19 protein-coding genes and 1 pseudogene are annotated in these 23,708 nt (G+C 65.0%); 6 read left to right on the top strand and 14 right to left on the bottom strand.

What is annotated here, in order from left to right; genetic code table 11:
• Positions 1-125 precede the first annotated feature (125 nt).
• Positions 126-2,597 (bottom strand): membrane-bound PQQ-dependent dehydrogenase, glucose/quinate/shikimate family, encoded by a 2,472-nt coding sequence (locus R3355_RS13280; RefSeq protein WP_318961607.1) that lies wholly within the window; start codon positions 2,595-2,597, stop codon positions 126-128.
• Between the two features lie 383 nt (positions 2,598-2,980).
• On the opposite strand from R3355_RS13280, the gene R3355_RS13275 reads away from it, so the two are divergent.
• Positions 2,981-3,295, top strand: coding sequence for a hypothetical protein (locus R3355_RS13275; protein ID WP_318951120.1), 315 nt, complete (start codon positions 2,981-2,983; stop codon positions 3,293-3,295).
• A gap of 249 nt (positions 3,296-3,544) precedes the next feature.
• On the opposite strand, the gene R3355_RS13270 is transcribed toward R3355_RS13275, so the two are convergent.
• From R3355_RS13270 to ptsP, 4 genes are all read right to left on the bottom strand, one after another.
• Positions 3,545-3,943, bottom strand: a complete 399-nt coding sequence (locus R3355_RS13270) for an endonuclease domain-containing protein (RefSeq protein WP_318961606.1) — start codon at positions 3,941-3,943, stop codon at positions 3,545-3,547.
• A 329-nt stretch (positions 3,944-4,272) separates the two neighbouring features.
• Entirely contained in the window at positions 4,273-6,009 is a 1,737-nt protein-coding gene (locus R3355_RS13265) for a fructose-specific PTS transporter subunit EIIC (protein ID WP_318961605.1), read from the bottom strand.
• Between the two features lie 21 nt (positions 6,010-6,030).
• On the bottom strand, positions 6,031-6,966 hold the full coding sequence (gene pfkB / locus R3355_RS13260) for a 1-phosphofructokinase (protein WP_318961604.1): 936 nt from the start codon (positions 6,964-6,966) through the stop codon (positions 6,031-6,033).
• Positions 6,966-9,842, bottom strand: a complete 2,877-nt coding sequence (gene ptsP, locus R3355_RS13255; protein WP_318961603.1) for a phosphoenolpyruvate--protein phosphotransferase — start codon at positions 9,840-9,842, stop codon at positions 6,966-6,968. The genes pfkB and ptsP overlap by 1 nt, the downstream gene beginning before the upstream one ends.
• 167 nt (positions 9,843-10,009) lie before the next feature.
• Between ptsP and cra the strand changes: the two genes are divergently transcribed.
• Positions 10,010-11,011, top strand: a complete 1,002-nt coding sequence (cra, locus tag R3355_RS13250) for a catabolite repressor/activator (RefSeq protein WP_318961602.1) — start codon at positions 10,010-10,012, stop codon at positions 11,009-11,011.
• A 273-nt stretch (positions 11,012-11,284) separates the two neighbouring features.
• Positions 11,285-12,067: a TatD family hydrolase gene (locus tag R3355_RS13245; protein ID WP_318961601.1), complete on the top strand. Its 783-nt coding sequence runs from the start codon at positions 11,285-11,287 to the stop codon at positions 12,065-12,067.
• Between the two features lie 185 nt (positions 12,068-12,252).
• On the opposite strand, the gene R3355_RS24360 is transcribed toward R3355_RS13245, so the two are convergent.
• From R3355_RS24360 to ampD, 4 genes and pseudogenes are all read right to left on the bottom strand, one after another.
• Complete coding sequence (locus tag R3355_RS24360; RefSeq protein WP_413243514.1) at positions 12,253-12,957, bottom strand: methyl-accepting chemotaxis protein; 705 nt, start codon at positions 12,955-12,957, stop codon at positions 12,253-12,255.
• 153 nt (positions 12,958-13,110) lie between these two features.
• A pseudogene (locus R3355_RS24355) lies at positions 13,111-13,314 on the bottom strand (HAMP domain-containing protein); the annotation flags it as partial.
• A 1,309-nt stretch (positions 13,315-14,623) separates the two neighbouring features.
• A complete protein-coding gene (ampE, locus tag R3355_RS13235; RefSeq protein ID WP_318961599.1) occupies positions 14,624-15,460 on the bottom strand; it encodes a regulatory signaling modulator protein AmpE in 837 nt (278 codons plus the stop codon).
• Positions 15,457-16,020 (bottom strand): 1,6-anhydro-N-acetylmuramyl-L-alanine amidase AmpD, encoded by a 564-nt coding sequence (ampD, locus tag R3355_RS13230; protein ID WP_318961598.1) that lies wholly within the window; start codon positions 16,018-16,020, stop codon positions 15,457-15,459. Before ampD ends, ampE begins: the two co-directional genes overlap by 4 nt.
• Before the next feature lie 558 nt (positions 16,021-16,578).
• Here ampD and R3355_RS13225 point away from each other — a divergent pair.
• Both R3355_RS13225 and R3355_RS13220 read left to right on the top strand, forming a co-directional pair.
• The gene (locus R3355_RS13225; RefSeq protein WP_318961597.1) at positions 16,579-17,268 is read left to right on the top strand and encodes an energy-coupling factor ABC transporter permease; all 690 of its coding nucleotides are present in this window, start codon (positions 16,579-16,581) and stop codon (positions 17,266-17,268) included.
• A 169-nt stretch (positions 17,269-17,437) separates the two neighbouring features.
• Positions 17,438-17,653, top strand: coding sequence for a hypothetical protein (locus tag R3355_RS13220; protein WP_318961596.1), 216 nt, complete (start codon positions 17,438-17,440; stop codon positions 17,651-17,653).
• A 207-nt stretch (positions 17,654-17,860) separates the two neighbouring features.
• On the opposite strand, the gene yacG is transcribed toward R3355_RS13220, so the two are convergent.
• The gene (yacG, locus tag R3355_RS13215) at positions 17,861-18,067 is read right to left on the bottom strand and encodes a DNA gyrase inhibitor YacG (RefSeq protein ID WP_318961595.1); all 207 of its coding nucleotides are present in this window, start codon (positions 18,065-18,067) and stop codon (positions 17,861-17,863) included.
• Complete coding sequence (gene coaE, locus R3355_RS13210; RefSeq protein ID WP_318961594.1) at positions 18,064-18,672, bottom strand: dephospho-CoA kinase; 609 nt, start codon at positions 18,670-18,672, stop codon at positions 18,064-18,066. Before coaE ends, yacG begins: the two co-directional genes overlap by 4 nt.
• 297 nt (positions 18,673-18,969) lie before the next feature.
• On the opposite strand from coaE, the gene R3355_RS13205 reads away from it, so the two are divergent.
• Entirely contained in the window at positions 18,970-19,503 is a 534-nt protein-coding gene (locus tag R3355_RS13205) for an REP-associated tyrosine transposase (RefSeq protein ID WP_318961593.1), read from the top strand.
• Positions 19,504-19,904: 401 nt separating this feature from the next.
• Here the strand turns inward: R3355_RS13205 and R3355_RS13200 are convergent, their stop codons facing one another.
• From R3355_RS13200 to pilB, 3 genes are read right to left on the bottom strand one after another with little or no spacing between them, the layout of a single operon-like run.
• The gene (locus R3355_RS13200; protein WP_318961592.1) at positions 19,905-20,777 is read right to left on the bottom strand and encodes an A24 family peptidase; all 873 of its coding nucleotides are present in this window, start codon (positions 20,775-20,777) and stop codon (positions 19,905-19,907) included.
• Between the two features lie 3 nt (positions 20,778-20,780).
• Positions 20,781-22,001, bottom strand: a complete 1,221-nt coding sequence (locus R3355_RS13195; protein ID WP_318961591.1) for a type II secretion system F family protein — start codon at positions 21,999-22,001, stop codon at positions 20,781-20,783.
• A 3-nt stretch (positions 22,002-22,004) separates the two neighbouring features.
• Entirely contained in the window at positions 22,005-23,708 is a 1,704-nt protein-coding gene (gene pilB / locus R3355_RS13190; protein WP_318961590.1) for a type IV-A pilus assembly ATPase PilB, read from the bottom strand.

The following is a 23,708-nucleotide window of genomic DNA, read 5'->3' as shown; positions in this document are numbered from 1 at the left end:
GCTATCTCAGCCTGGCGCAAAATCCCCGCCAGCAACTCAACCATCTACACCAAAACCTCCTGCCGACTAAAGCCAAACACCCCTAACAATCAGCCAACACTCAAAGCCGCCCCCCCTCGCCCCCATTACCGCGCAGCGTCTTCATCGAGGGTCCAGGCCACCAGCGAGTCGCCCATGCGCGTGCCGAACGAGCCGTGTCCGCCGGCCATCACCACCACATACTGCTTGCCGGTCTTCTCTGACACATAGCTGATCGGCGTAGCCTGCCCGCCCGCCGGCAGACGGTCTTTCCACAGCTCCTCGCCGGTGCGCAGGTCATAGGCACGCAGGTAGTAATCCAGGGTGCCGCTGAGGAAGCCCAGGCCACCGGCGGTGATCAGCGGCCCACCCAGGGCCGGCACGCCAACGGCGAAGGGAATGCCCAGCGGCGCACTGTCGCGGCTGGTGCCGTTCTTGTGCTGCCAGACCTTCTCCATGCTGCGCAGGTCCACGGCGGTCACATAGCCCCAGGGCGGCGACTGGCACGGCAGGCCCAGCGGCGACAGAAAGGGTTCCAGGCTGACCATGTAGGGTGCGCCCAGGTTGGGTTGCAGGCCCTGTTCGCCACCGCCCATGCGGGCGTCTTCGGGGACATCTTCACGCTTGACCAGGCGCGAGACGAACGCCAGGTAGTTCGGCGCGCCGAACAGTATCTGCCGCACCGGGTCGACCGCCACCGACGGCCAGTTGAACACCCCGACATTGCCCGGATAGATCAGCGAACCCTGCTCCGACGGCGGGGTGAAATCCCCTTCGTAGCGCAGCTGGTGGAACTGGATGCGGCATATCAGCTGGTCGAACGGCGTACCGCCCCACATGTCGCGCTCGCGCAACGGCTGCTCGGGGGCGTAGCTGAGCGCCGAGGCCGGCTGGGTCGGCGCGGTGAAATCGCCCTCCACCGTGCCTTGGGGTACCGGGTGTTCGCTGACCGGCACTATGGGTTCGCCGGTACGCCGATCAAGCACGTAGAGATCGCCGCGCTTGGTCGGCTGGATGATCGCCGGCAGCGGTCCCTGGGGGCTGCCGATATCGACCAGGGTGGGCTGGGACGGCAAGTCGCGGTCCCAGAGATCGTGGTGCACGGTGCGGAACTCCCAGCGCACCTGGCCGGTGGCCAGATCCAGGGCAACCAGTGCAGCGGTAAAGCGCTCGGCCTCCGGGGTGCGCGGCACTGCCCACTGGTCGGGCGTCTGGTTGCCGGTGGGGATGAACACCAGTCCAAGGGTTTCGTCCGCCGTGGCGATGGTCCAGGAGTTCGGCGTGCTGCGCACGTAAGTCTCACCGGCGGGCAACGGCTCGGTGGCATCCGGCCGGCCTGGATCGAAGTTCCACACCAGCTCACCGCTGCGCACGTCATAGGCGCGGATCACCCCGCCAGGGGAATCCACCGAGCCATTGTCCGTCACCGAGCCACCGACGATCACCAGCTTCTCGGTCACCACCGGCGGTGAGGTCGGCAGGTAGACACCCAGGGCGTCAGCGCCCAGGCCGACCTTGAGGTCGACCCTGCCGCCCTCGCCGAACGCCTCGCAGGGCTGGCCATCGTGCAGATCGAGGGCGTACAGGGTCGCGTCGTTGGTCGGCAGGAACAGCCGCTGCGTGCAGCGCTCGGCCGGTTGAGCAGACGCCACCGGGCTGCGCTGACGGGTGTCGCTCGGCACGATGCTCGGCTCGCGCGCCCGAGTCGTCATGACCGTTACCGCGGGCTCGGCGTAGGCCGCCGCATCGTGATAGGCCAGGCCACGGCAGGTCATGTGCTGGTAGTACTCGGCCTGCCGGTTGATGGCCGGATCGAAGCGCCAGCGCTCTTCACCGGTATCGGCATCCACGGCGATGGCGATGCTGTGGGGCGTGCAGATAAACAGGTTGTCGCCGACCTTCAGCGGCGTGACCTGGTTGGTCAGCTCGCCTGGATCCCCTTCGCCCGACAGATCGCCGGTGTGGAACTCCCAGGCCTTTTTCAGCTGGCCGACGTTATCCGGGCTGATCAGGTCGGCCGTGGCGTAGCGGTCGCCACGGTCCGAGCCGCCATAGGCGGTCCACTCACTGGCCGAGCGACCGGCCTGCGCCGCCGGATTGCCACCGGCCAGGCGGGCGCTGTCGAAGGTGCCGTCCAGGCGATGGTAGTCCTGGGTCAGGGCATAGCCGGCCATCGCCGCACCGAGCAGTAAGCCAAGCCCCAGCAGGCCCGTGGCACCGTCGCGCCAGTATGGTTGCGGACCGATATGCCGGTTGATGAACGGCAGAAACAGCCACAGACCGAGCAGGCACCAAAGGTCGATGCGCGGCGCCAGTTGCCACCAGTCGAAACGCACCTCGAACACCGTCCAGGCCAGGCTCGCCAGCAGCAGCACGGCGTACAGCCAGAGGCCCGCACGCTGACGTCGACCGATAAGCACACCCACCAGCAGCAGACCAGTGCCAGCCAACAGGTAGTACCAAGAGCCGCCCAGCCACGCCAGGTAGCCCCCGCCCAGGGCCAGCAGCCCACCCATCACCCCTGCCGCCCAGGCGGTCAGCACCAAGCGCATCGGCTGTGCTACGTATCCGTCCGTCATCGTTCACTCCTTCTTTTGCCGGCCCGCCGACGACGGACACCTGTTTAATGGATCCAGAGCCGCCGGCAGAGTTCAGGGACTCTGCAGACAGAGCATCACGGCTCTCGGACGTATCCCGAAACGCCAGCGACGTACCCGTCTTTGCATAACCCCGCTCAACATGATTTGGCGCGCCCCGTCACGGGTCAACCCGGGCCTGATGGAAGAGCCCTGAGCGGATGTGAAATTCCGCGCGACGCGGGAGCATCATTGAACCTTGGCCAGCACTGCGCGTGGACCCATACGCGGTTGTTGCCTGATCGCACAAGGCGTCACACTTCCCACGGACAAGGCACTAGCTTAGGCTGGGTTCTTAACCTACAGGGAGTAACTCCGTGCGCACGATGCTCTTCACCGCCTTAAGCCTGCTCGCCAGCCACAGCCTGGCCGGGGTGGAAATCCGTCAATCCTACTGGTACGTGCAACTGGCCTGCGAAGGCTACAGCCAATGCTTCGCCTCCAGTAACGGCAGCTATACCTCCAGTCAAAACGCAGCACGCCGCTTTGACGATCAGGGCAAAGCGCAACGTTTTGTCGACAGCTTCACCAGCAGCATCCGCGACAAGTCTCCGCTTATCGTTCAGGGCTTCGACAGCAAGTGTGTGAGCGATGCTGAAGCACGTCGCCTGCAGCTGTCCGGCAACCCTTGCCTGCCTTGATGCCATAGGCCTGAGCGCCCCCTGGCGCTGATGGAAGAGCGCTGGCCGGACGTGTAGTTCCGGGCGACGGGCGAGCATCATTGATCATTGATCGCTGGTAAAAGCCGACCCTGACCCCAACCCTCGGCTTTAGCGTCCTGCGTCGCCCTACCTCCTGCATCCATGCAGTCGTCTCCCTAAAAGGGAGAAGGGGCCGATCGGTGGTGATGGAAAGATTACGACTAGCAGGCGCGCCTCGATCGACTCCCTCTACCCTCCGGGGAGAGGGCTGGGGTGAGGGGTAGCTATATCAGCCTGCCGCAAAATCTCCGCCAACAGCTCAGGCATCTGCGCCAACACCTCCCTGTTGCTGAAGCGAATCACCCGAATCCCGCAGCCACCCAGATAGCGACTGCGCTCGGCATCCCGGTGCAAAGCCTGATCGCTAAAATGCTGCCCACCATCCAGCTCGACCGCCAGCCCCAGCTCTGCACAGTAGAAATCCAGCACATAGGGCGGCAAGGGATATTGCCGGCGGAACTTGAAACCGCCGAGCTGGCGATTGCGCAAATGCCGCCAGAGCAACCGTTCGCAGTCGGTCAACTCATGACGCAGTTGCTTGGCAAATTCGCGCTGCTCGGCTGTTGGCCGTTGAATGCCCTTGGGCATGCTTCACCTCCGTGTGAAATTCACCCCTCACCCTAGCCCTCTCCCCGGAGGGGAGAGGGGACTGATTTGTGCGCTCTACGAAGATCATAGCCAGTCACCAATATAGGCGAGCAATCACCCCTTCGGTGATAGGGCCTGGCTAAGAGCCAGCAGGCAGACTGCAATCATCGGCTTCACGCGGTGAGCTCGCTCTACCCTCCGGGGAGACGACTGCATGGATGCAGGAGGTAGGGCGACGCAGGATGCCAAAGCCGAGGGCTGGGGTGAGGGGCAGCGATTTCAGCCTGCCGCAAAATCTCCGCCAACAATCAATCGCTGACACACCCCCGCTACGCCTTCTCCCCCGCCACCACCAGCTCCACCGCCTCACCTCTTTTGATCAGCGCATACACCACCCCGGTCAGCACACTGCCGGCGACGATGGCCAGCAGATAGAGCGCGGCATGGTTGATCGCATTGGGGATTAGCAGGACGAACAGGCCGCCGTGGGGCGCCATCAGCTTGCAGCCGAAGTACATCGACAGCGCGCCGGTCAGGGCGCCGCCGGCGATGCTGGCCGGGATCACCCGGAACGGGTCCTTGGCGGCGAAGGGAATCGCCCCCTCGGAGATGAAGCACAGCCCCAGCACTCCGGCGGCCTTGCCGGCTTCGCGTTCGCTCTGGGCGAACTTGTTCCGGGCGATGAAGGTGGCGATGGCCATGCCGATCGGCGGCACCATGCCGGCGGCCATCACCGCGGCCATCGGTGCGTAGCTCTGCGACGCCAGCAGGCCGACCGAGAAGGCGTAGGCGGCCTTGTTGATCGGCCCACCGAGATCGACGCACATCATGCCGCCGAGCAGCAGGCCGAGCAGGATCGCATTGGTGCTGCCCATGCTGTCGAGAAAGCTGGTCAAGCCGACCAGCATGCCGGCCACCGGCTTGCCGACCACGTAGATCATCACCATGCCGGTGAACAGGCTGGCCAGCAGCGGGATGATCAGGATCGGTTTCAGCGCCTCGACGCTGGCCGGCAACTGCACCCAGCGGGCGATGGCCTTGGCCGCATAACCGGCGAGGAAGCCGGCGATGATGCCGCCGATAAAGCCTGCGCCCAGGGAGCTGGCGAGCAGGCCACCGATCATCCCCGGCGCCAGGCCGGGACGGTCGGCGATCGAATAGGCGATATAGCCGGCCAGCACCGGCACCATCAATTTGAACGCGGCATCGCCGCCGATCTGCATCAGCGCGGCGGCCAGGCTGCCCTCCTCCTTGAACGCCTCGATGCCGAAGATGAACGACAGGGCGATCATCAGACCGCCGGCCACCACCATCGGCAACATGAAGGACACACCGGTGAGCAGATGCTTGTAGGGCCCGCCCTGTGCGGCGGGGCCGGACTGGCTGGCCTCGCTGTTACTGCCGCCGGCCAGGGGCTGCGCCTCGGCCAGGGCGCGTTCGAGGGTCTGCCGGGGCTGCTTGAGGGCCACCCCGGTGCCGCAGCGAAACACCTTCTTGCCGGCGAAGCGGGCGGTGTCCACCTCGATATCGGCGGCCAGCAGCACCACGTCGGCGGCGGCGATGGCGGCGTCATCCAGCACGTTGCGCGCGCCCACCGAGCCGCGGGTCTCCACCTGCAGCTCGTAGCCGAGCTGCTCGGCCGCCTGCTGCAGGGCTTCGGCGGCCATGAAGGTGTGTGCCACCCCGGTCGGGCAGGCGGTCACCGCGACCAGGCGTGGCCGGGCAGTCGCCGCGGCGAGCGCGGGCGCATCCTGCTGCAGGACCTCGGCGTGGTCGGCGGCGGCGAGCAGGAACTGCTGCGGATCGGCCAGCGCTTCGGCCGGAGTGGATTGCACCAGGCGCTTGCCGACGAAACGTTGCAGCGACAGGTCGCCGGTCTTGACCACCACCACCAGTTCGGCGGCGGCGATATCGGCGTCACTCAGCGGCGAGCCTATCGCCTTGGGGTCATGCACCTCGACCCGGCTCGTCCAGCCCAGACGCTGGGCGGCGGCTTCCAGTAAACGCGAGCAGAGCACGCTGGTGACCATGCCATTGGGGCAGGCGGTGACGATCAGCAGATTCATGGGAATGACCTCATTATTGTTTTAATCCAGGGACGCGATAGTCACGCCCGCTTCCAGGCGCGCCAGTTGTTCCCTGTCGTGAATACCGAAACCGAGCTGGGTGACCGCCTGCGCCGCGATCGCGGTGGCCAGGCGCAAGGTGCGCTCGGCCGGCCAGCCAGTCAGCAGGCCGTGCAGGCTGGCGGCCAGCAGCGAGTCGCCGGCGCCCACCGTACTGACCACCGCCACCTGCGGCGGCCGCGCCTGCAGCGCAATGTCCGGGCCGAACCAGTAGACGCCCTCGGCGCCGCGCGACAGCAGCACATGCTCGACGCCCGCGGTGCGCAGGCGCAGCGCCGCGGCCTGCAGGTCGGCCGCGGTGGACGACCACAAACCGCAGGCATCGGCCAGTTCCTCCTCGTTGGGCTTGATCAGCCACGGCGCCACGGCCAGCCCGGCGCGCAACGCGGCGCCACTGCTGTCCAGCGCCAGCGGCAGGCCGAATGCCTGCAGCCGGCGCAGCAGCGCGGCGAACCACTCTGGGCTGACGCCCTGCGGCAGGCTGCCGGCGACCACGATGGCGTCGTGGCCGGCGACGATCTGCTCCAGCTCCTCGAGCAACTCGGCCTGATGCGCCGCCTCGACCTGCGGCCCCGGACCATTGAGATCGGTGATCCGCCCGCCGCGCTCGGCCAATTTGATATTGCTGCGGGTTTCCCCGGGCACGCGGACGAAGGCGTCGACGAAACCGCGCCGTGCGAACAGGGCCTCGAAAGGTGCGGCGTTGGCCTGCCCGAGAAAGCCGCTGACCGTGACCTTGTGGCCAAGGTCGGCCAGCACCTGGGCCACGTTCAGGCCCTTGCCGGCGGCGTGACTGTGCAGCCCCAGGCTGCGATTGACCGTGCCGGGCTGCAGGGCCTCGAGCGACACGGTCAGGTCCAGTGCCGGGTTCAGGGTCAGGGTCAGAATACGCGCCATCAGCCGATCTCCTCCACCAGGGCGCGCACTGCCGCGGCGCTGTCCAGACCGAGTGCCTGCCGGGCCAGCAGCTGACTCTGGCTGAAATCCAGCTCACGCACCCGTGCCTTGACCAGCGCAATGCTGCGCGCCGAGACGCTCAACTCGTCCACCCCCAGGCCGACCAGCAGGGGCACCGCGAGCATGTCGCCGGCCAGTTCGCCGCACACCCCGACCCACTTGCCATGGGCGTGGGCGGCCTCGACGGTCATGCCGATCAGGCGCAGCACCGACGGATGCAGGCCATCGGCCTGGGCCGACAGGGTCGGGTGGTCGCGGTCGATGGCCAGGGTGTACTGGGTCAGGTCGTTGGTGCCGATGCTGAAGAAGTCCACCTCGCGCGCCAGCACCGGTGCCAGCAGCGCCGCCGAGGGCACCTCGACCATGATCCCCAGCTGCAGGTCGGCCAGCGGAATCTCTTCGCGCAAGCGCAGCGCCATGTCGCGCGCGGTGCGCCACTCCTCGACGCAGCAGACCATCGGGAACATGATCCGCAGCGGCCGGCCCTCGGCCGCGGCGAGCAAGGCGCGCAACTGGGTTTCCAGGATGTCCGGGCGCTGCAGGCTGAGGCGGATGCCGCGCACGCCGAGGAAGGGGTTCACCTCCGCCGGCATCGGCCAGTACGGCAGCGGCTTGTCGCCACCGACATCCAGGGTGCGCACCACCAGCGGTCGCCCGTCAAGGGCATCGAGCACACGGCGGTACTCGACCTCCTGGGTGGCCTGGTTCGGCGCCTGGGCATGATCCATGAACACCAGCTCGGTGCGCAGCAGACCGATCGCTTCGCCGCCCATCTCGACCGCCGCGGCGGCTTGAGCGCTGGCGCCGATATTGGCCGCCACTTCCAGACGATGACCGTCGCGGGTCACCGCCGGCTGCATGCGTTCGGCATGGGCGCGCTCGCGGCGGGCTTCGCTGGCCTCGCGCTGGCGCACCGCCTGCTCCAGGGTCTGCTGATCGGGCGCCACGCGGAGCAGGCCGTGATCGCCATCGAGCAACAGCACAGTGCCCTGGGCCAACGCCAGTACCGCCTCGCCGGCACCCACCACCGCAGGGATCCCCAGCGCGCGGGCGATGATCGCACTGTGCGCGGTAGCGCCACCACGAGCGGTGAGGATGCCGGCGACGCGCTGGCGATTGAGGCTGGCAACGTCGGAAGGCGCCACTTCGTCCATCACCAGGATGTAGGGCTCGTCCGGCTCGCGCAGCGCCTCGACGCCACACAGCCGGGCCAGCACGCGGCGACCGATGTCGCGCAGGTCGGCGGCGCGCTCGGCCAGCAGCGCATCATGCAAGGCCTCCTGCTGGGCGGCGGCCGTCTCGATCTCGCCAGCCCAGGCCGCCTCGGCGCTGAGCCCCTCGCTCAGGCGCGCGGCCACGTCCTCGCCCAGGGCCGGGTCGCGCAGCATCGCCTGGTGGGTGATGAAGATCTCGCGGATATTGGCTTCGGCCGTGGCCTCGACCACGCGCTGGATGTCGGCGCCGACCTGCTCCAGCGCCGCGCTCAGGCGCTGTTGCTCCAGGGCCGCGCCCTGGCCTTGCTGCGGGTAATCGAGCACCGGCGGCACCCGCACCAGCGCCGGGCCGATGGCGATACCGGGCGCCGCGGCAACCGCCTGCAGACGCGCGCCTGCAGCAGGCGCCGGCAGCTTTGCTACAGCGCTGAGCAGCGGCGCAACACTGACCGGTACCTCCGTCTCGGCCAGCGGCAAGGGCTCGATGCTTTCCCCCAGGCCCGCCAGCACGGCGGCCTCCAGGGCCGGCAGAACTTCGCCGGCGATCGCCGGTTCGGCGCTGAACTGCAGTTCCTGACCACGTCGCGCGCCCAGCGCCAGCAGCTTGCTCAGGCTCTTGACCGACACCCCGGCGCCCGCCTCGCCGGCCAGACGCACGCGTACCTCGCCGGCAAAAGCCAGGGCAATTTCGCTCAAGGCCTTGGCCGGGCGGGCATGCAGGCCATGGGTGTTGGCCAGGACCACGGAGCACATCGGCCAGTCGGCGGGCACTTCACCGCCCAGGGCCTCGAGCACGCTGCGGCTGCTGGTAGCCTGGCTGAAGGCCGCGGCGCGGCCCTCGATCAGCAGGTCACAGAGGCGCTCGAGCAATTGCCGATGGGCCTCGCCGAGGCTGGCCAGGCAGAACAGCCCGGTCAATGGCTGGCCCCGGTAGTCGAGCGGTTGTGCCGGGGTGACGAACGCCAGGCCGGGGCTGAGCACGGCCTGATCGCTGTGCAACCACCACAGGCCGTTGCCCAGCGGCAACGGTTGGCCCTGGGCCAGGCTGTTGGCGAAGCCGGACTCGGCGCAACCGGCCTTCTTCAGCAGCCGCGCGCCCTGCCAGAGCAGCTCGTCGAAATCCTCGACCGCCACGCCCAGGCCAATCAGTTGACTGTCCAGCGCCAGCTCCTGCGGGGCTCCCTGCAGCAGCGCGACTATCGCCTCGGGCTCCTGCGCCTCGCGCAACGCCGGGCCGAGATCGCCTTCGCCGAGGGCTCGGGTGAGCAATTGCAGCAGGCGCAGGTGCTCATCCGAGCGGGCGGCAATGGCAATCGCCAGGTAGACCATCTGCCCATTGCCCCAGTCCACCCCTTCGGGGAACTGGATCAGGCGCACCCCGGTGCTATGCACCTGATCGCGGGTTTCCGGCGTGCCATGGGGAATCGCGATGCCCTGGCCCAGATAGGTCGAGCCCTGCACTTCGCGCGCCTGCATACCGGCCAGGTAGCCGGGCGCGACCAAATCATCGCGCACCAGGCGATCGGCAAGCAGCGCCAGCGCCGCCGGTTTATCCGGGGCGCTATGGCCCATCTGGATCTGCGTGACATTCAACTCGAGCATTGAAGATATCCTCTGGCAACTGGTGGCGCCCTAGCGTGAAGTCCGGGCTATTCGCAATAGAATAGCCCCTTGAACCACTTGCTGAATCGTTTCACCTAACGACTGGCACGTTACCTGATAATCGGCGATCCTTGAAGCCCTGCATTCTCCCGCCCAGGAATCCACCCGTGAAGCTCAGCGACATCGCCCGCCTGGCCCAGGTTTCCGTCACCACCGCCAGTTACGTGATCAACGGCCAGGCCGACAAACGGCGGATCAGCGCCGCCACAGTGGCGCGGGTACTGGAAGTGGTCGAACGCCACGGCTACCGCCCCGACCAGCAGGCAGCCGGCCTGCGCCGCGGGCAGAGCCGCTGCCTGGGATTCATCCTGCCGGACCTGGAGAACCCCAGCTACGCGCGCCTGGCCAAGCTGCTCGAACAGCGCGCCCGCGCCGCCGGCTACCAGTTGCTGATCGCCAGCTCCGATGACGACCCGGACAGCGAACGCCAGGTGCTCGAACTGTTCCGCTCGCGCCGCTGCGACGCGCTGATCGTCGCCAGTTGCCTGCCGCAGGACGATCCGGCCTACCTGCGCCTGCTCGCGGCCGGCGTGCCGGTGATCGCCGTCGACCGCGCCCTCGATCCCGCGCGCATCTGCTCGGTGGTCAGCGACGACCAGCAGGCCGGCGCCCTGCTCACCGCCAGCCTGCTCAGCCCGCCGCCGCGGCATATCGCCCTGATCGGCGCGCGCCCGGAACTGCCGATCAGTCAGGCCCGCGAACGCGGCTTTCGCCAGGCCCTGAGCGACTTCGGCGGCAGCATCAGCGTCAGCCACGCCGAACAATTCAACCGCGCCAGCGGCTACCGGCAGATGCGCGCCCTGCTGGACAACCACGCCGACCTGCCAGATGCGCTGATCACCACCGCCTATGTCCTGCTCGAAGGGGTGTTCGATGCCTTGCAGGAACAGCCGGGCCCGGACATCGACGGCCTGCGCCTGGCCACCTTCGGCGACACCCAGCTGCTGGATTTCCTACCGCTGCGGGTCAACGCGATCTCCCAGCAACACGCCCAGATCGCCGAGCGCGTCCTCGACCTGGCCCTGCGCGCCATCGAACAGGACGACTACCAACCCGGCATCGAAGCCATCCCGCGCATCCTCAAGATCCGCCAAGCGCCACCCATGTAGGAGCCAGGGTGATGCCTGGCTTCTACCAAACAAGAAATAACTCATTGTTTTATTTGTAGAAATTTAATCTTCACAAAGACTCGTAGGAGCGGGGGGGACGCCTAGTTCCAAGCCCGCGAAACGCATCGCGGCCATGGAACTAGCCGTCCCCCCGCTCCTACAGGTACCCACAAGCCGATAGACGCAATTGCCCCCAGTTTGCAGCGCGACAGAGCGGCGTCTGGCCGACGGGGGATCTCCTACAAAAAAGCCGGGCGGCGTATGATTCTGCCCATGCGCCTGATCGACACCCACACCCACCTCGATTTCCCCGACTTCGACGCCGACCGCGCCGAGTTGCTCGCGCGTTGCCGCGCCCTGGGCGTGGAGCGCCTGGTGGTGCTCGGCGTGCACCAGGGCAACTGGCAACGGCTGTGGCATCTGGTGCAGGGCGATGCCGGCCTGTATGCCGCCTTCGGCCTGCATCCGGTCTATCTGGACCAGCACCGCCCCGAGCACCTGGCCGAGCTGCGCGCCTGGCTGCAGCGCCTGGCCGGCCACCGGCAACTCTGCGCGCTGGGCGAGTTCGGCCTGGACTACTTCCTCGAACAGCTCGACCGCCAGCGCCAGCAGGCGCTGTTCGAGGCACAACTGCAGCTGGCCCTGGAGTTCGAGCTGCCGGTCCTGCTGCACGTGCGCCGCGCCCATGCCGTGACCATCGCCACCCTGAAACGCCTCAAACCGCCGCGTGGCGGCATCATCCACGCCTTTGCCGGCAGCTACGAGGAAGCCCGCGAATACCTCAAGCTGGGTTTCAAACTGGGCCTCGGCGGCGCGCCGACCTGGCCCCAGGCCAAACGCCTGCAGCAGACCCTGGCGCGCCTGCCACTGGAAGCCGTGGTGCTGGAAACCGACGCCCCGGACATGGCCCCCGCCATGCACCCGCACCAGCGCAACAGCCCGGAATACCTGCCGGAAATCTGCGCAGAACTGGCGCGGGTGATGGGAGTGACTGCGGATCAGCTGGCCGAAGCCAGCAGCCGCAACGCCGAGGAGTTGTTTGGTTGGGAACTCTGAGCCCCACGCACTAATCGCACCGTAGCCTGGAATAGCCTAGGCGCAATCCGAGCAGCGCTGGCGCTAATCCAGGCTACGAAACAGTGTAGGAGCAGCGCGGGCGCCTGGCCCATGCCCGCGAAAACCAGCGATAAAAAGCATCGCGGGCATGGCCCGCTCCTACGGGGTGATGGATAGGCCCAACCTCAGACGCGAAACGCGCCGATCAACTGCTTCAAGCGAGCCACCAGCCCGGACAACTCGCGGCTGGCCAACTCGGTCTGGCTGGCGCCTGCCGCGGTGCGTTCGCCGGCGCGGTTGATCTCGACGATATTCTGATCGATATCGTGGGCCACCGCGGTCTGCTGCTCGGCAGCCGCCGCGATCTGCTGGCTCTGGTCGACGATCATGCCCACCGCAGCGAGGATGTTCTCCAGCGCCAGCTGCACCTTGCCCGACTCACTGACCGTGCCGCTGGCCATCTGATGGCTGGCGCCCATGGCCTTGACTGCCGCACCGACGCCGCCCTGCAACTTGTCGATCATGTTCTCGATCTGTTCGGTGGACTGCTGGGTGCGCTTGGCCAGGTTGCGTACCTCGTCGGCGACCACGGCGAAACCGCGGCCCTGCTCGCCGGCCCGCGCCGCCTCGATGGCCGCGTTGAGGGCCAACAGATTGGTCTGTTCGGCGATGCCCTTGATCACGTCCAGCACCTGGCTGATCGAGGCGCTGTCGCTGGCCAACTGGTTGATCACCGCCACCGACTGGTCGATCTCGCTGGCCAGGCGCTGAATGCTGCCGACCTGGGACTCGACCAGGGCGCGGCCACTGACGGTTTCCTGGTTCACGCTCTGCGCACTGTCGACCGCTGCGGCGGCGCTGCGGGCGACCTCCTGGGCGGTGGCGGACATCTCATTCATCGCCGTCGCCACCTGTTCAATCTGACTGCGCTGGCCGGCTACCGCCTGGTTGCTCTCGCCTGAGACCAGTTCCACACTGTCGGCCTGACGCTCGACCTCGACCACGGTCTGACCGACCCGCTCGATCAGGTCATGGATCTTCCGCACGGTTTCGTTGAACACCTGCCCCAGCTCGCCCAGCTCATCCTTGCTCTGCGCGGTGAAGCTGACGGTCATATCGCCGGCGGCGACCTTATTCATGACCTCGCCGAGGCTCTTCAAGGTGCTCCGGGTCGACACATAGAAGGCGCCATAGAGGTAGCCGATCAGCAGGAACACCAAAACCAGCGCCGCGACCAACAGAATCATCTGCCCACGGTTTTCCAGCAGCCGTTCCTGAAGTTGCTGATCGAGGAAAGCCAGCACCGCATCGTTCAGCTCATAGGTCTTGCCCATGGCCGCACTGACGTCTTCATAAAACTGCGCCCAGGGCATATCCAGGGTATCAGCGATCACTATCTTGTCTTCGAACAGCGTAACGCTGGTCTTCAGGGTCGCCTGGCTGGCCGTGGCCAAGGCTTCCAGTGCCGCGCGCGCAGCCGGGCTGCTGCTCAAGGCTTCCTGCAGATTCAAGCCATATTCGGCGTGGAGTTTTTCCAGTTCCAGCAGCAAATCGTCGAACTTGGTACTGGTGCCCGAATTGAGGAAACCCTGCCCCAGGGAATAAGCGCCCATCGTCCGGCCTTCACCCAAAGCGGAAATAACCCGCGGCGTGGTACCGACGATCAGCTCGGTCATCTGCCGCACTTCGCGCTGACGATCCTGGCTGAGCCCGGCCTGGGCGGCGATCAGCTTGATAAAGACCTGCGAACGGCCCAATAGCTTTTCGGCCATGGCCGCTTTGCCTTGCAGCGACGTCTCGCTCTGTACCGCGGCCAGGTCGGCAATCATTTCATCGCGTTTGACGGTGAATTCGTCGATCTGCTCGGCCTCGTGCACCACCGGCGCCAAATCGCGCAGGCGCTCCGCGATGGAGCCTTGCAGGCGCGTGATACGACTCTCGAGATCGCCGGCCTGACCGGACTGACCGATGATCACGTTGATTTCCGCCAGGTCGGAGAAGTCTTCCAGGTCGAGCCTTAAATCCAGCCCCTGACCGAGCAGGTCAATGCTCTCCAGAGCCGCCTGGGTACTGACGAACTGGCGATAGGAATCGCGCACCAGATAGAAGTTGGTGACCAGCATGGGCAGAAAGAACAGAACACTGATCAAACTGAACTTCATGCCGAAGCTGAGGCGGTTCATTAGCGCGATGGCCGGATACAGCACGGTCTTCACAAGACGTCTCCTGTTCTCATTATTGTTATGCCGCGTTACAAGGTCGACCGCGGAAAGGCTCCCACGCTCGTCGTTGCGTCCCTTGCAGCCCGACCTGAGGCGTCCCGATCAATGGGTAAGAGTCAGTACGGCAGATCCGCCTGAGCAACCACCTGGCTGATCGATCGAGCACAGAATGCTTGTATACCCGTTATCGACAACAAACTCTGTAACTTAAGGTTAAGCGCGCATACCCCCAGGCCTTGACCGTCAGCAGATCGGATGAGCGCAACGATCCGCGGCGAATCAATAGACTCGCCGGCGGAGCTGGTTGATGGGTATCGCTAGCTAAACCGGGCGATCAGTAGAACAGCTCCCACAGGGCGAACACGGCGTACCAGAGCACGGCGGCGCGCACCAGCAGCTGCCACAAGCTGTCCAGGCTGCCCACCCCGGCCTCACCGAGCTCCGGCGCCGGCGTCTCGCAGGCCGCGCGCCCGACATCGATCACCAACTGGGCCGCGGCGATGTCCCAGCTCAAGAGTTCGTGCAGCAACGCCCGGTTGACCGCCACGAAATTGCCGACCAGGGCGAAACTTGCCGCCAGCACCCGCACCGGCATCCAGTCGAAGGCATGCCGCAACTGCACGGCGCGCTCGCGCAAGCTCTCCTGCCCGGCATGCTCGGCCAGCAGGGCCAGCAACCGATAAGCCAAGGCCGCCAACGGGCCAAGCAGCGCGTACCAGAAGATCACAGCGAAGAAACTCTGGTAGGCCTGCCACACCAGATGGCCCTGCACCTGCCGCAGCAGCGCGCCCTCTTCGTCGGCCTCCAGGGCCAGATCACGGCGGGCCACCAGATAGGCCGCCTCACTGTCGCCACGCCGCCAGCTGTCGCGAAACGGCCCGAGCGCCGCCTGCAAATCGCCACGCCCGAGGCTATAGATCAGCACCAGCAGGTGCACCGGCAACGCCAGCCAGCCGTAGGCCAGCGGCTCGAGCAGCACCAGCAGCAACCCCAGCACTACCAGCGGCAGAACCACCAGCAGCACGATCGCCAACCAGGGACTCTCGATAAAGTCCGCTTGCCGCTCCACCCTGGCCAGCAGCCGCAACCAGGGGCCGTCCTGCTGGATCTTGTTGCGCCAGGCCGAAAATTTCTCTACCCACAGCACCAGCAACAACACCAGAAAACTCATGACTTCTCCTTACTATCCATCAGTGCAGTACGCAGGCGCGACCAGTCGAACGCCGGGCCGGGGTCAGTCTTGCGGGTCGGGGCGATATCGCTGTGCCCGCAGATCCGCTCCAGGGTGAGCGCCGGATACGCCCTTTGCAACTCGGCCGTCAGGCCAACCAAGGCGGCATATTGCGCATCGCTGAAGGGCAACTCATCGGTACCTTCCAGCTCGACCCCCAGAGAAAAGTCGTTGCAGTTCTCGCGCCCGGCGAAACACGACTGCCCGGCATGCCAGGCGCGCTCGTTGCACGAGACGAACTGGGTGATGGCACCGTCGCGCTCGATCAGAAAATGCGCCGACACGCGCAAGCTCGCAATCTCGGCAAAGTATGGATGCTCATCGACGATCAGGCGATTCTGGAAGAACTCCTGCACCTTGCCGGTGCCGAACTGCCCCGGCGGCAGACTGATGTTATGAATCACCAACAGGGAAATCTCCCCCTGTGGGCGCTCATTGAAATTGGCCGACGGGCAGTGGCGCACACCTTGGCACCAACCACTGCGAGGATCCAGCTGCATAAAGGCTCCTTGAACGAGCCTCCACTCTAGAGCAGGCCGCCAACGGGGCCAAGCGCTGGTCGTGGCGAATGCATGTTGCCGGGCACCTGGCATAACCGTTCCGGAATGAAATCGGCGAACGAATGCCGCTCGCCCGCCCCTGATTACGCTCGCGCTTATCAGCGCCTACGGCAACGATCATGGCCGGCTTGGCCGGTGCGCGCGGTGCACCCCACGGGTAGTGCAGCGGGTCATACGCTGGCACCCATACTCAGCGTGGCAACCCCCGACCAGGACGCACTGCGTCCCGGGCGGCAGTGCACGCACGGCGCCTGGGATCGATCATGGTCGCCTTGGCTGGTGCGCGCGGCGCACCCTGCGGGTTGTGCTGCGGCGTCATACGATGCTTGAGCCCCGGTGTAGACTGGCTGCGTTCATCATTCAGAGGTTGTGTAAATATCGAACGCCGTCGCCAGAGCGTCTCCAGGCGCTCGCAGCGCAACGCCGTAGTGGGCCTCTGGAGATGATCGCAGTAGGCGAGAGTTTTTTTTACAACATCTTTGGACTTGGGTGCCACCTATGATCGCTGCCGAATTACTCTCACCCACCAGCCAGATCATCGGCTGGGCCATTTATCTGCCGCTGCTACTCTGGGCCATATGGCGGGCGCCGTGGCTGGAGCTGTTCAGCGACCTGCGCCGCCAGCACCTGGTCTTCGGGACGGTGCTCACGCTGTTTGTGCTGTGGCTGGTGCGCCGCGATTTCGACTCGGGACTGTCTTACCATGTCATCGGTATGACGGCGGTGACGCTGCTGCTCGACTGGCCGCTGGCGATCCTCGCCGGTTTTGTCGCCCAGCTCGGCATGCTCCTGCTGGGCCGGCAGGACTTGGCTGCGCTGGGGGTGAATGGCGTACTGCTGGTGCTGATTCCGGTCGTGGTCACCGAACTCTGTGCGCTGCGGGTCGAGCGCGCGCAGCCACGCAACCTCTTCGTCTACATCTTTTTCAGCGGCTTCTTCCCGGCGGCCCTGGCCGCATTGTTGTGCATCCTGGCCGGGCTTGGCGTGCTGTGGGTCGACGGCCTGTTCCCGATGCCGCCCTGGCTCGGAGACTTCGTCGGCTACCTGTGGATGGTGATCTTCCCCGAGGCGTTCATCAATGGAATGCTCGTCACCGCACTGGTGGTGTTCTACCCCGACTGGCTGGAAACCTTCAACCGCTCGCGCTACCTGGCGGCGCCCTGGAAGGACGACAACAAGCCGCTGTGATGGCGCAGGCTTCAGCAAACTGATCGGGGTTGGCGCGTTGACCCAGATCAACAGGCCCGGGCGCGAGTCTGCCAGGCTCAGCTTGGCCAGGGTGGGCCGGGCGGCGGCCCGCCTCAGCCCAGCACTGCAATTACCCACCCTCGACGATTACAACAGCGGAGACAACATCATGGGTGTACACCAATGGGCCAGGCAGCAAATCGAACACAGCCTGCAGCAGGCGCAAGAGCAAGGTTTCGATCCCGCGCTCGGCTTGCGCGCCTTGCTCGGTGCGGTGGTGGAGCGCAGCCGCGCCGAGCGCGAAGCCAAGGACCTGGCCGCCGAACTGCAGTTCCTCGCCGACAACCTGGACGATGACCGCGACTACGGCTTCATGCGTCCCTGATCCGGCGTACTGCCATCGGCCGTAGGGTGCGCCGTGCGCACCAGCCGCCGCGCTCATTGCAGGATTATTGCTGAACACGCGGCGCACCCTACTACGGCTTCAGGCGTTCCTGATCCGGCGTCCTGCCATCGGCCGTAGGGTGCGCCGTACGCACCAGCCGCCGCGCTCATTGCAGGATTATTGGTGCGCGCGGCGCACCCTGCCTTGTCAGTGCTGGCGTGGCGGCTGATCCAGATCGCTGGAGAACAGGTCGTCTTCCAGATTGCCGCCGGGGATGGCGTGTTCCTCCGAGGCCCAGGCGCCGAGGTCGATAAGCTTGCAGCGTTCCGAACAGAAAGGCCGTTGCGGGCTTTGTGGGCCCCATTCGACCGGGGCGTTGCAGGTGGGGCATTTCACGATAGTGGGTTGGCTCATGGCTGGCCTCCGCGCAGGGTCAGGTAAAAGTTGTGCAGGCGTTCGACTTCGCTTTTCAGCCAGGCGAGGTCGCGATCGTTGAGCAGCACATCATCGGCATGCTGCAGACGTTGTTCGCGGCTGGCCTGGGCCTTGAGGATCGCCTGCACCTGTTCGGCCGAGCTTTGGTCGCGCTGCATGGCGCGTTGCACTTGCAAGTGCTCGGGGGCATCGATCACCAGCACGCGCTGGGTCAAGCGCTGCTGGCCAGACTCGACCAGCAGCGGCGACACCAGAATCGCGTAAGGCGACTCGGCACGCGCCAGGTACTGGCTGATCTCCTGGCCGATCAGCGGGTGCAGCAGGGTTTCCAGCCAGCGCCGCTGCTCAGGGTTCTGGAAAACCAGACCGCGTAGCGCCACGCGGTCGAGCTGGCCGTCGGGCCGCAACACCCCATCACCGAAGTGCTCGACGATCTTGGCCAGCGCCGGCGTGCCCGGCTCAACCACCCAGCGCGCCGCATGATCCGCATCGACCAGGTGCACGCCTTGATCGATAAAGTGCTGGGCGACCGCGCTTTTACCGCTGCCGATACCGCCCGTGAGGCCAAGAATCCAGGGTTTCATCTTCGGGTGCGGCTCTCGTTGGCCATAAACAGGGCAACAATTGTAGAGCAGGAGCCGGCAAGTACGCGAATCGGGTGGCGGCTCTGAAGCAACCCACAACCCGTAGGGTGCCACTCGCCGCAGGCAGTGCACCATTGGTTCACTGGCGCGGAACAAGATCCGGCGGGTTGTCGCTACGCTCCGAGCGGACGGCGCCCCGGCCGCCCTTCGGTGGGTTGCCGCCTGGGCGTACCTCCGATCCTGATCGGCACTACACTCATGCCTGCAAACGAACCCTCAACGTCATGGATGACTGTAATGCCCAATTACCGCCGTGTCTGGTGTCCTGGCGGCACCTATTTCTTTACCCATACCCTCGCGCACCGGCATGACAATGATTTGCTGGTGCGGCATGTTGATCTGTTGCGTCAGGCTGTGCGTAAGGTTCGCGGCGTGCATCCCTTTCACATTCACGCCTGGGTGGTATTGCCTGATCATCTGCATTGCGTGATCGAGTTGCCGCGCGGCGATGCTCGTTACGCCCTGCGTTGGCGGCTGATCAAGATGATTTTTTCCCGTAGCCTAACGCGTGAAGGCCGGCCTACAAGGGTGCAGGAACGCCGCGGTGAAAAAGGTATCTGGCAGCGCCGCTATTGGGAACACCTGATTCGTGATGAACGAGACTTTCGCCAACACGTCGATTACGTGCACATCAATCCGTTCAAGCATGGGCTGGTTCAACGCGTTGGCGAATGGCCTTATTCAACTTTTCATCGTTTGGTAGAGCAGGGTATATACCCCGCGGACTGGGCGGGTGAGCCTGATGCAGAGGCCTTGCCGTACGACGATTGAACTGGTGACGGAACCGTGGGGTGGTTGCTGCAGGCGGTACGGCCTTGGGTTGCTCGGCGCGGCACAAAAGCTGGCGGGTTGTCGCTGCGCTCCGAAGCCGCCCTACGGTCTTGAACAATCCGCCGGATCCGGAACAATCCACAACCCGTAGGGTGTCACTTGCCGCAGGCAGTGCACCATTGGTTCACCGGCGCGGCACAAAGCTGGCGGGTTGTCGCTGCGCTCCGAACGGACGGCGCCCCGGCCGCCCTACGGTCTTGAACAATCCGCCGGATCCGGAACAATCCACAACCCGTAGGGTGTCACTCGCCGCAGGCAGTGCACCATTGGTTCACCGGCGCGGCACAAAGCTGGCAGGCTGTCGCTGCGCTCCGAGGCCGCCCTACGAACGGAATGCCACCCTATCCCCCAAACCCGGCAAACTGCAGGTAGGTTCCGGTGATCTGCTCGCCCCACATCAGGGCGATCCAGCCGGCGATGGCCAGGTAGGGGCCAAACGGGATCGGCGTGCTGGTTTCGGCGTTGCGCAGGCGCAGCATGATCAGGCCGAGCACGGCGCCGACCAGCGACGACAGCAGGATGGTCAGTGGCAGCACTTGCCAGCCGCCCCAGGCACCGAGCATGGCCAGCAGCTTGAAGTCGCCGTAGCCCATGCCTTCCTTGCCGGTCACCAGTTTGAACAGCCAGTACACCGACCACAGGCTCAGGTAGCCGCCAATCGCGCCCCAGAGCGCGGCTTCCAGACTGGTGAACAGGCCGAAGTAGTTGGCGATCAGCCCCAGCCACAGCAACGGCAGCACCAAGGCGTCCGGCAGCAGCTGATGGTCGGCATCGATCAGGCTCATTGCCAGCAGGCCCCAGGTCAGCAGCAGCATGCCGGCGGTTTGCCAGCCGAAGCCGAAGTGCCAGGCCACATACGCCGACAGCAGGCCGCAGGCCAATTCCACCAGCGGGTAGCGCAGGCTGATCGGCGCCTTGCAGCTGGAGCATTTGCCGCGCAGGAACAGGTAGCTGATTAGCGGGATATTCTCCCAGGGGCGAATCTCGTGGCCGCAGTGCGGGCATCTCGAGTGCGGCAGGATCAGGTTGAAGATTGGCCCGCTGGGCAGTGCCGGCAGTTCGAGGATTTCCCGGGCCTGGGCCTGCCAGTCGCGCTGCATCATCACCGGCAGGCGGTACACCAGCACATTGAGAAAGCTGCCGATCAACAGCCCCAGCACCAGGCAGATAAACGTAAAGGCCGGCAAATTGCCGGCCAGAAACTCTAGGGTCATGAGTTAGCCAACCACCGCACCCAACTGGAAGATCGGCAGGTACATGGCCACGATCAAGCCGCCTACCAGCACGCCGATAACCGACATGATCAGCGGCTCCATCAGGGTGGTCAGGTTGTCGACGGCGTTGTCCACCTCGTCCTCGTAATAACCGGCGACCTTGTCCAGCATCTCGTCCAGCGAGCCGGATTCTTCGCCGATGGCGGTCATCTGGATGGCCATGCTCGGGAAGATCCCGGTGCTGCGCATCGAGAAGTTCAACTGGCTGCCGGATGACACATCATTGCGGATCTTGTGCACGGCATTGCGGAACACCACGTTGCCGGTCGCCCCGGCCACCGAATCGAGCGCCTCGACCAGCGGCACGCCGGCGGCGAAGGTGGTGGCCAGGGTACGCGCATAACGCGCGACCACCGCCTTGTACATGATGTCGCCAACGATAGGCGCCTTGAGCAGGGTGCGGTCGAGGAAGTCGCGGAATTTCTCCGAGCGCTTGAACACCCACTTGAACGTGAAGGCGATGGCGAATATGCCAATTACAAACATGAACCACCATTCCTGCAGCCCGCGCGACATATTCACCACCACCTGGGTGAACGCCGGCAGTTCGGCGCCGAAGCCGGCGAACACGCTCTCGAATTGCGGCACCACCTTGATCAGCAGAATCGCCGTGACTATCACCGCCACCACGATCACCGCGATCGGGTAGGTCATGGCCTTCTTGATCTTGGCCTTGAGCGCCTCGGTCTTTTCCTTGTAGGTGGCGATGCGGTCTAGCAGGGATTCCAGCGCACCGGCTTGCTCGCCCGAGTCCACCAGGTTGCAATACAGGTCATCGAAGAACAGTGGCTTTTTGCGCAGCGAGGCGGCGAAGCTGTTGCCCGCGGCAACCTCCTGCTTGACCTCGTCGATAAGCTTGCGCATGTTCGGGTTGTCGAAGCCCTCGCCGATGATGTCGAACGACTGCAGCAGCGGCACCCCGGCCTTCATCATGGTGGCCATCTGCCGGGTGAACAGGGCGATGTCCAGGGGTTTGATCTTCTTCCCCGAGCCGAACAGCGAGACCGGCTTCTTGCGCACCTTGAGCGGGTTGATGCCCTGCTTGCGCAACTGGGCCTTGATCAGGGCAGGTGACTGCCCGATCAGTTCGCCCTTCATCTTGCCGCCTTTCTTGTCGGTGCCTTCCCAGATAAAAACGCTGGTTGCTAGTGCTTTGGCCGCCATCGGTTAGTCCTTTGTCACGCGGTTCACTTCTTCGAGGCTGGTGATGCCCTGCATGGCCTTGAGCAAGGCCGAGGTACGCAGGTCATTGAAGCCGTCTTTGCGCATTTGCGCGGAGATATCAATGGAATTGCCTTCTTCCATGATAATCCGTTGCAATGCAGGCGTGTTTTTAACCACTTCATAAATTCCGATACGGCCCTTGTAACCGCCGTTGCAATTTTCGCAGCCCACCGGACCGTAAATCTTGAAGCTGCCGAGCTTGTTTTCAGGGAAGCCTTCCTCGAGCAGCGCCTCGCGCGGGATCTGCACTTCCTTCTTGCAGTGGCCACACAGCTTGCGCGCCAGGCGCTGGGCGATGATCAAACTGACCGAGGTGGCGATATTGAACGAGGGAACCCCCATATTGCGCAGGCGGGTGAGGGTTTCCGCGGCGCTGTTGGTGTGCAGGGTCGACATCACCATGTGTCCGGTCTGCGCCGCCTTGATCGCGATCGAGGCGGTATCCAGGTCGCGGATCTCGCCGACCATGATGATGTCCGGGTCCTGGCGCAGGAAGGCGCGCAGCGCGGCGGTAAAATCCATGCCCTGCTTGGGGTTAACGTTGACCTGGTTGATGCCTTCCAGGTTGATTTCCACCGGGTCTTCGGCGGTGGAGATATTCACGTCCACGGTATTGAGGATGTTCAGGCCGGTGTACAGCGACACCGTCTTGCCCGAGCCGGTCGGCCCGGTCACCAGGATCATGCCCTGGGGTTGCTTGAGCGCCGCCATGTACAGGTCTTTCTGCCCGGGCTCGTACCCCAGCGCATCGATGCCCATCTGCGCGCTGGAGGGGTCGAGAATCCGCATCACGATCTTCTCGCCCCACAGGGTCGGGCAGGTGCTGACGCGAAAGTCGATCGACTTGCTTTTCGAGATGCGCATCTTGATCCGCCCGTCCTGGGGCTTGCGCCGCTCGGAGATATCCAGCGCAGCCATCACCTTGAGGCGCGCGCAGATGCGTGGCGCCAACTGGATCGGTGGCCGGGCGATCTCCTGCAGGATGCCGTCGGTACGAAAGCGCACCCGGTAGACCTTCTCGTACGGTTCGAAGTGCAAATCCGAGGAGCCGCCCCTGATAGCATCGAGCAGCATCTTGTTGACGAAGCGCACCACCGGCGCGTCGTCGGCACTTTCGCCGGCGACCCCGTCTTCCTTGCCGTCATCCACCGCCTGCACGTCCACACCGTCGAGGTCGACGTCGCCCAGGTCTTCCATGCCGCTGTTGGCCGCCTCGAAGAATCTGTCGATGGCATCCCCAAGCCTGTCGTCCTCCACCAGCAGCGCTTCGGTGCTCAGGCCGGTGCTGAACTGGATATCGGTGACCGCCTGGTGGTTGGTCGGGTCGGACAGGGCGACGAACAGCTTGTTGCCGCGCCGGTACAGCGGCAGCACGCGGTGCTGGCGACACAGCTTCTCGCTGACCAGCTCGTGCGGCTGGCTGTCCTTGTCGATGGCCTTGAGGTCGCACAAGGGCACGCCGAACTGCTCGGAGGCGATCTCGGCCACCGCGCGACTGCTGGCCAGTTTGTTCTGCACCAGGTAGGACACCAGTGGGATCTTGTTGCGCAGCGCCTGGGCCTGGGCCTGGGCCGCAGCGCGTTCGTCCAGCAATTGGGCGTTGACCAGTTGTCGGGCCAGGCCGGTCAGATGGGGAGCTTCGTTCAT

The organism is Pseudomonas sp. (assembly GCF_033723075.1).
GTDB lineage: Bacteria > Pseudomonadota > Gammaproteobacteria > Pseudomonadales > Pseudomonadaceae > Aquipseudomonas.
Note: the sequence above shows the minus strand (reverse complement) of the source record. Positions and strands in the feature narration are given on the sequence as shown.

Bases quoted from the DNA above. Each gene is read 5' to 3' on its own strand.
- ampD (WP_318961598.1), bottom strand. From the start codon at position 16,020: ATGCAGCTGGATCCTCGCAGTGGTTGGTGCCAAGGTGTGCGCCACTGC.
- pilB (WP_318961590.1), bottom strand. From the start codon at position 23,708: ATGAACGAAGCTCCCCATCTGACCGGCCTGGCCCGACAACTGGTCAAC.
- R3355_RS24360 (WP_413243514.1), bottom strand. From the start codon at position 12,957: ATGTCCGCCACCGCCCAGGAGGTCGCCCGCAGCGCCGCCGCAGCGGTC.
- ampE (WP_318961599.1), bottom strand. From the start codon at position 15,460: ATGAGTTTTCTGGTGTTGTTGCTGGTGCTGTGGGTAGAGAAATTTTCG.
- pfkB (WP_318961604.1), bottom strand. From the start codon at position 6,966: ATGGCGCGTATTCTGACCCTGACCCTGAACCCGGCACTGGACCTGACC.
- R3355_RS13275 (WP_318951120.1), top strand. From the start codon at position 2,981: ATGCTCTTCACCGCCTTAAGCCTGCTCGCCAGCCACAGCCTGGCCGGG.
- coaE (WP_318961594.1), bottom strand. From the start codon at position 18,672: ATGAAACCCTGGATTCTTGGCCTCACGGGCGGTATCGGCAGCGGTAAA.
- R3355_RS13245 (WP_318961601.1), top strand. From the start codon at position 11,285: ATGCGCCTGATCGACACCCACACCCACCTCGATTTCCCCGACTTCGAC.
- R3355_RS13195 (WP_318961591.1), bottom strand. From the start codon at position 22,001: ATGGCGGCCAAAGCACTAGCAACCAGCGTTTTTATCTGGGAAGGCACC.
- R3355_RS13205 (WP_318961593.1), top strand. From the start codon at position 18,970: ATGCCCAATTACCGCCGTGTCTGGTGTCCTGGCGGCACCTATTTCTTT.
- yacG (WP_318961595.1), bottom strand. From the start codon at position 18,067: ATGAGCCAACCCACTATCGTGAAATGCCCCACCTGCAACGCCCCGGTC.
- R3355_RS13220 (WP_318961596.1), top strand. From the start codon at position 17,438: ATGGGTGTACACCAATGGGCCAGGCAGCAAATCGAACACAGCCTGCAG.
- R3355_RS13280 (WP_318961607.1), bottom strand. From the start codon at position 2,597: ATGACGGACGGATACGTAGCACAGCCGATGCGCTTGGTGCTGACCGCC.
- R3355_RS13200 (WP_318961592.1), bottom strand. From the start codon at position 20,777: ATGACCCTAGAGTTTCTGGCCGGCAATTTGCCGGCCTTTACGTTTATC.
- R3355_RS13270 (WP_318961606.1), bottom strand. From the start codon at position 3,943: ATGCCCAAGGGCATTCAACGGCCAACAGCCGAGCAGCGCGAATTTGCC.
- ptsP (WP_318961603.1), bottom strand. From the start codon at position 9,842: ATGCTCGAGTTGAATGTCACGCAGATCCAGATGGGCCATAGCGCCCCG.
- R3355_RS13225 (WP_318961597.1), top strand. From the start codon at position 16,579: ATGATCGCTGCCGAATTACTCTCACCCACCAGCCAGATCATCGGCTGG.
- R3355_RS13265 (WP_318961605.1), bottom strand. From the start codon at position 6,009: ATGAATCTGCTGATCGTCACCGCCTGCCCCAATGGCATGGTCACCAGC.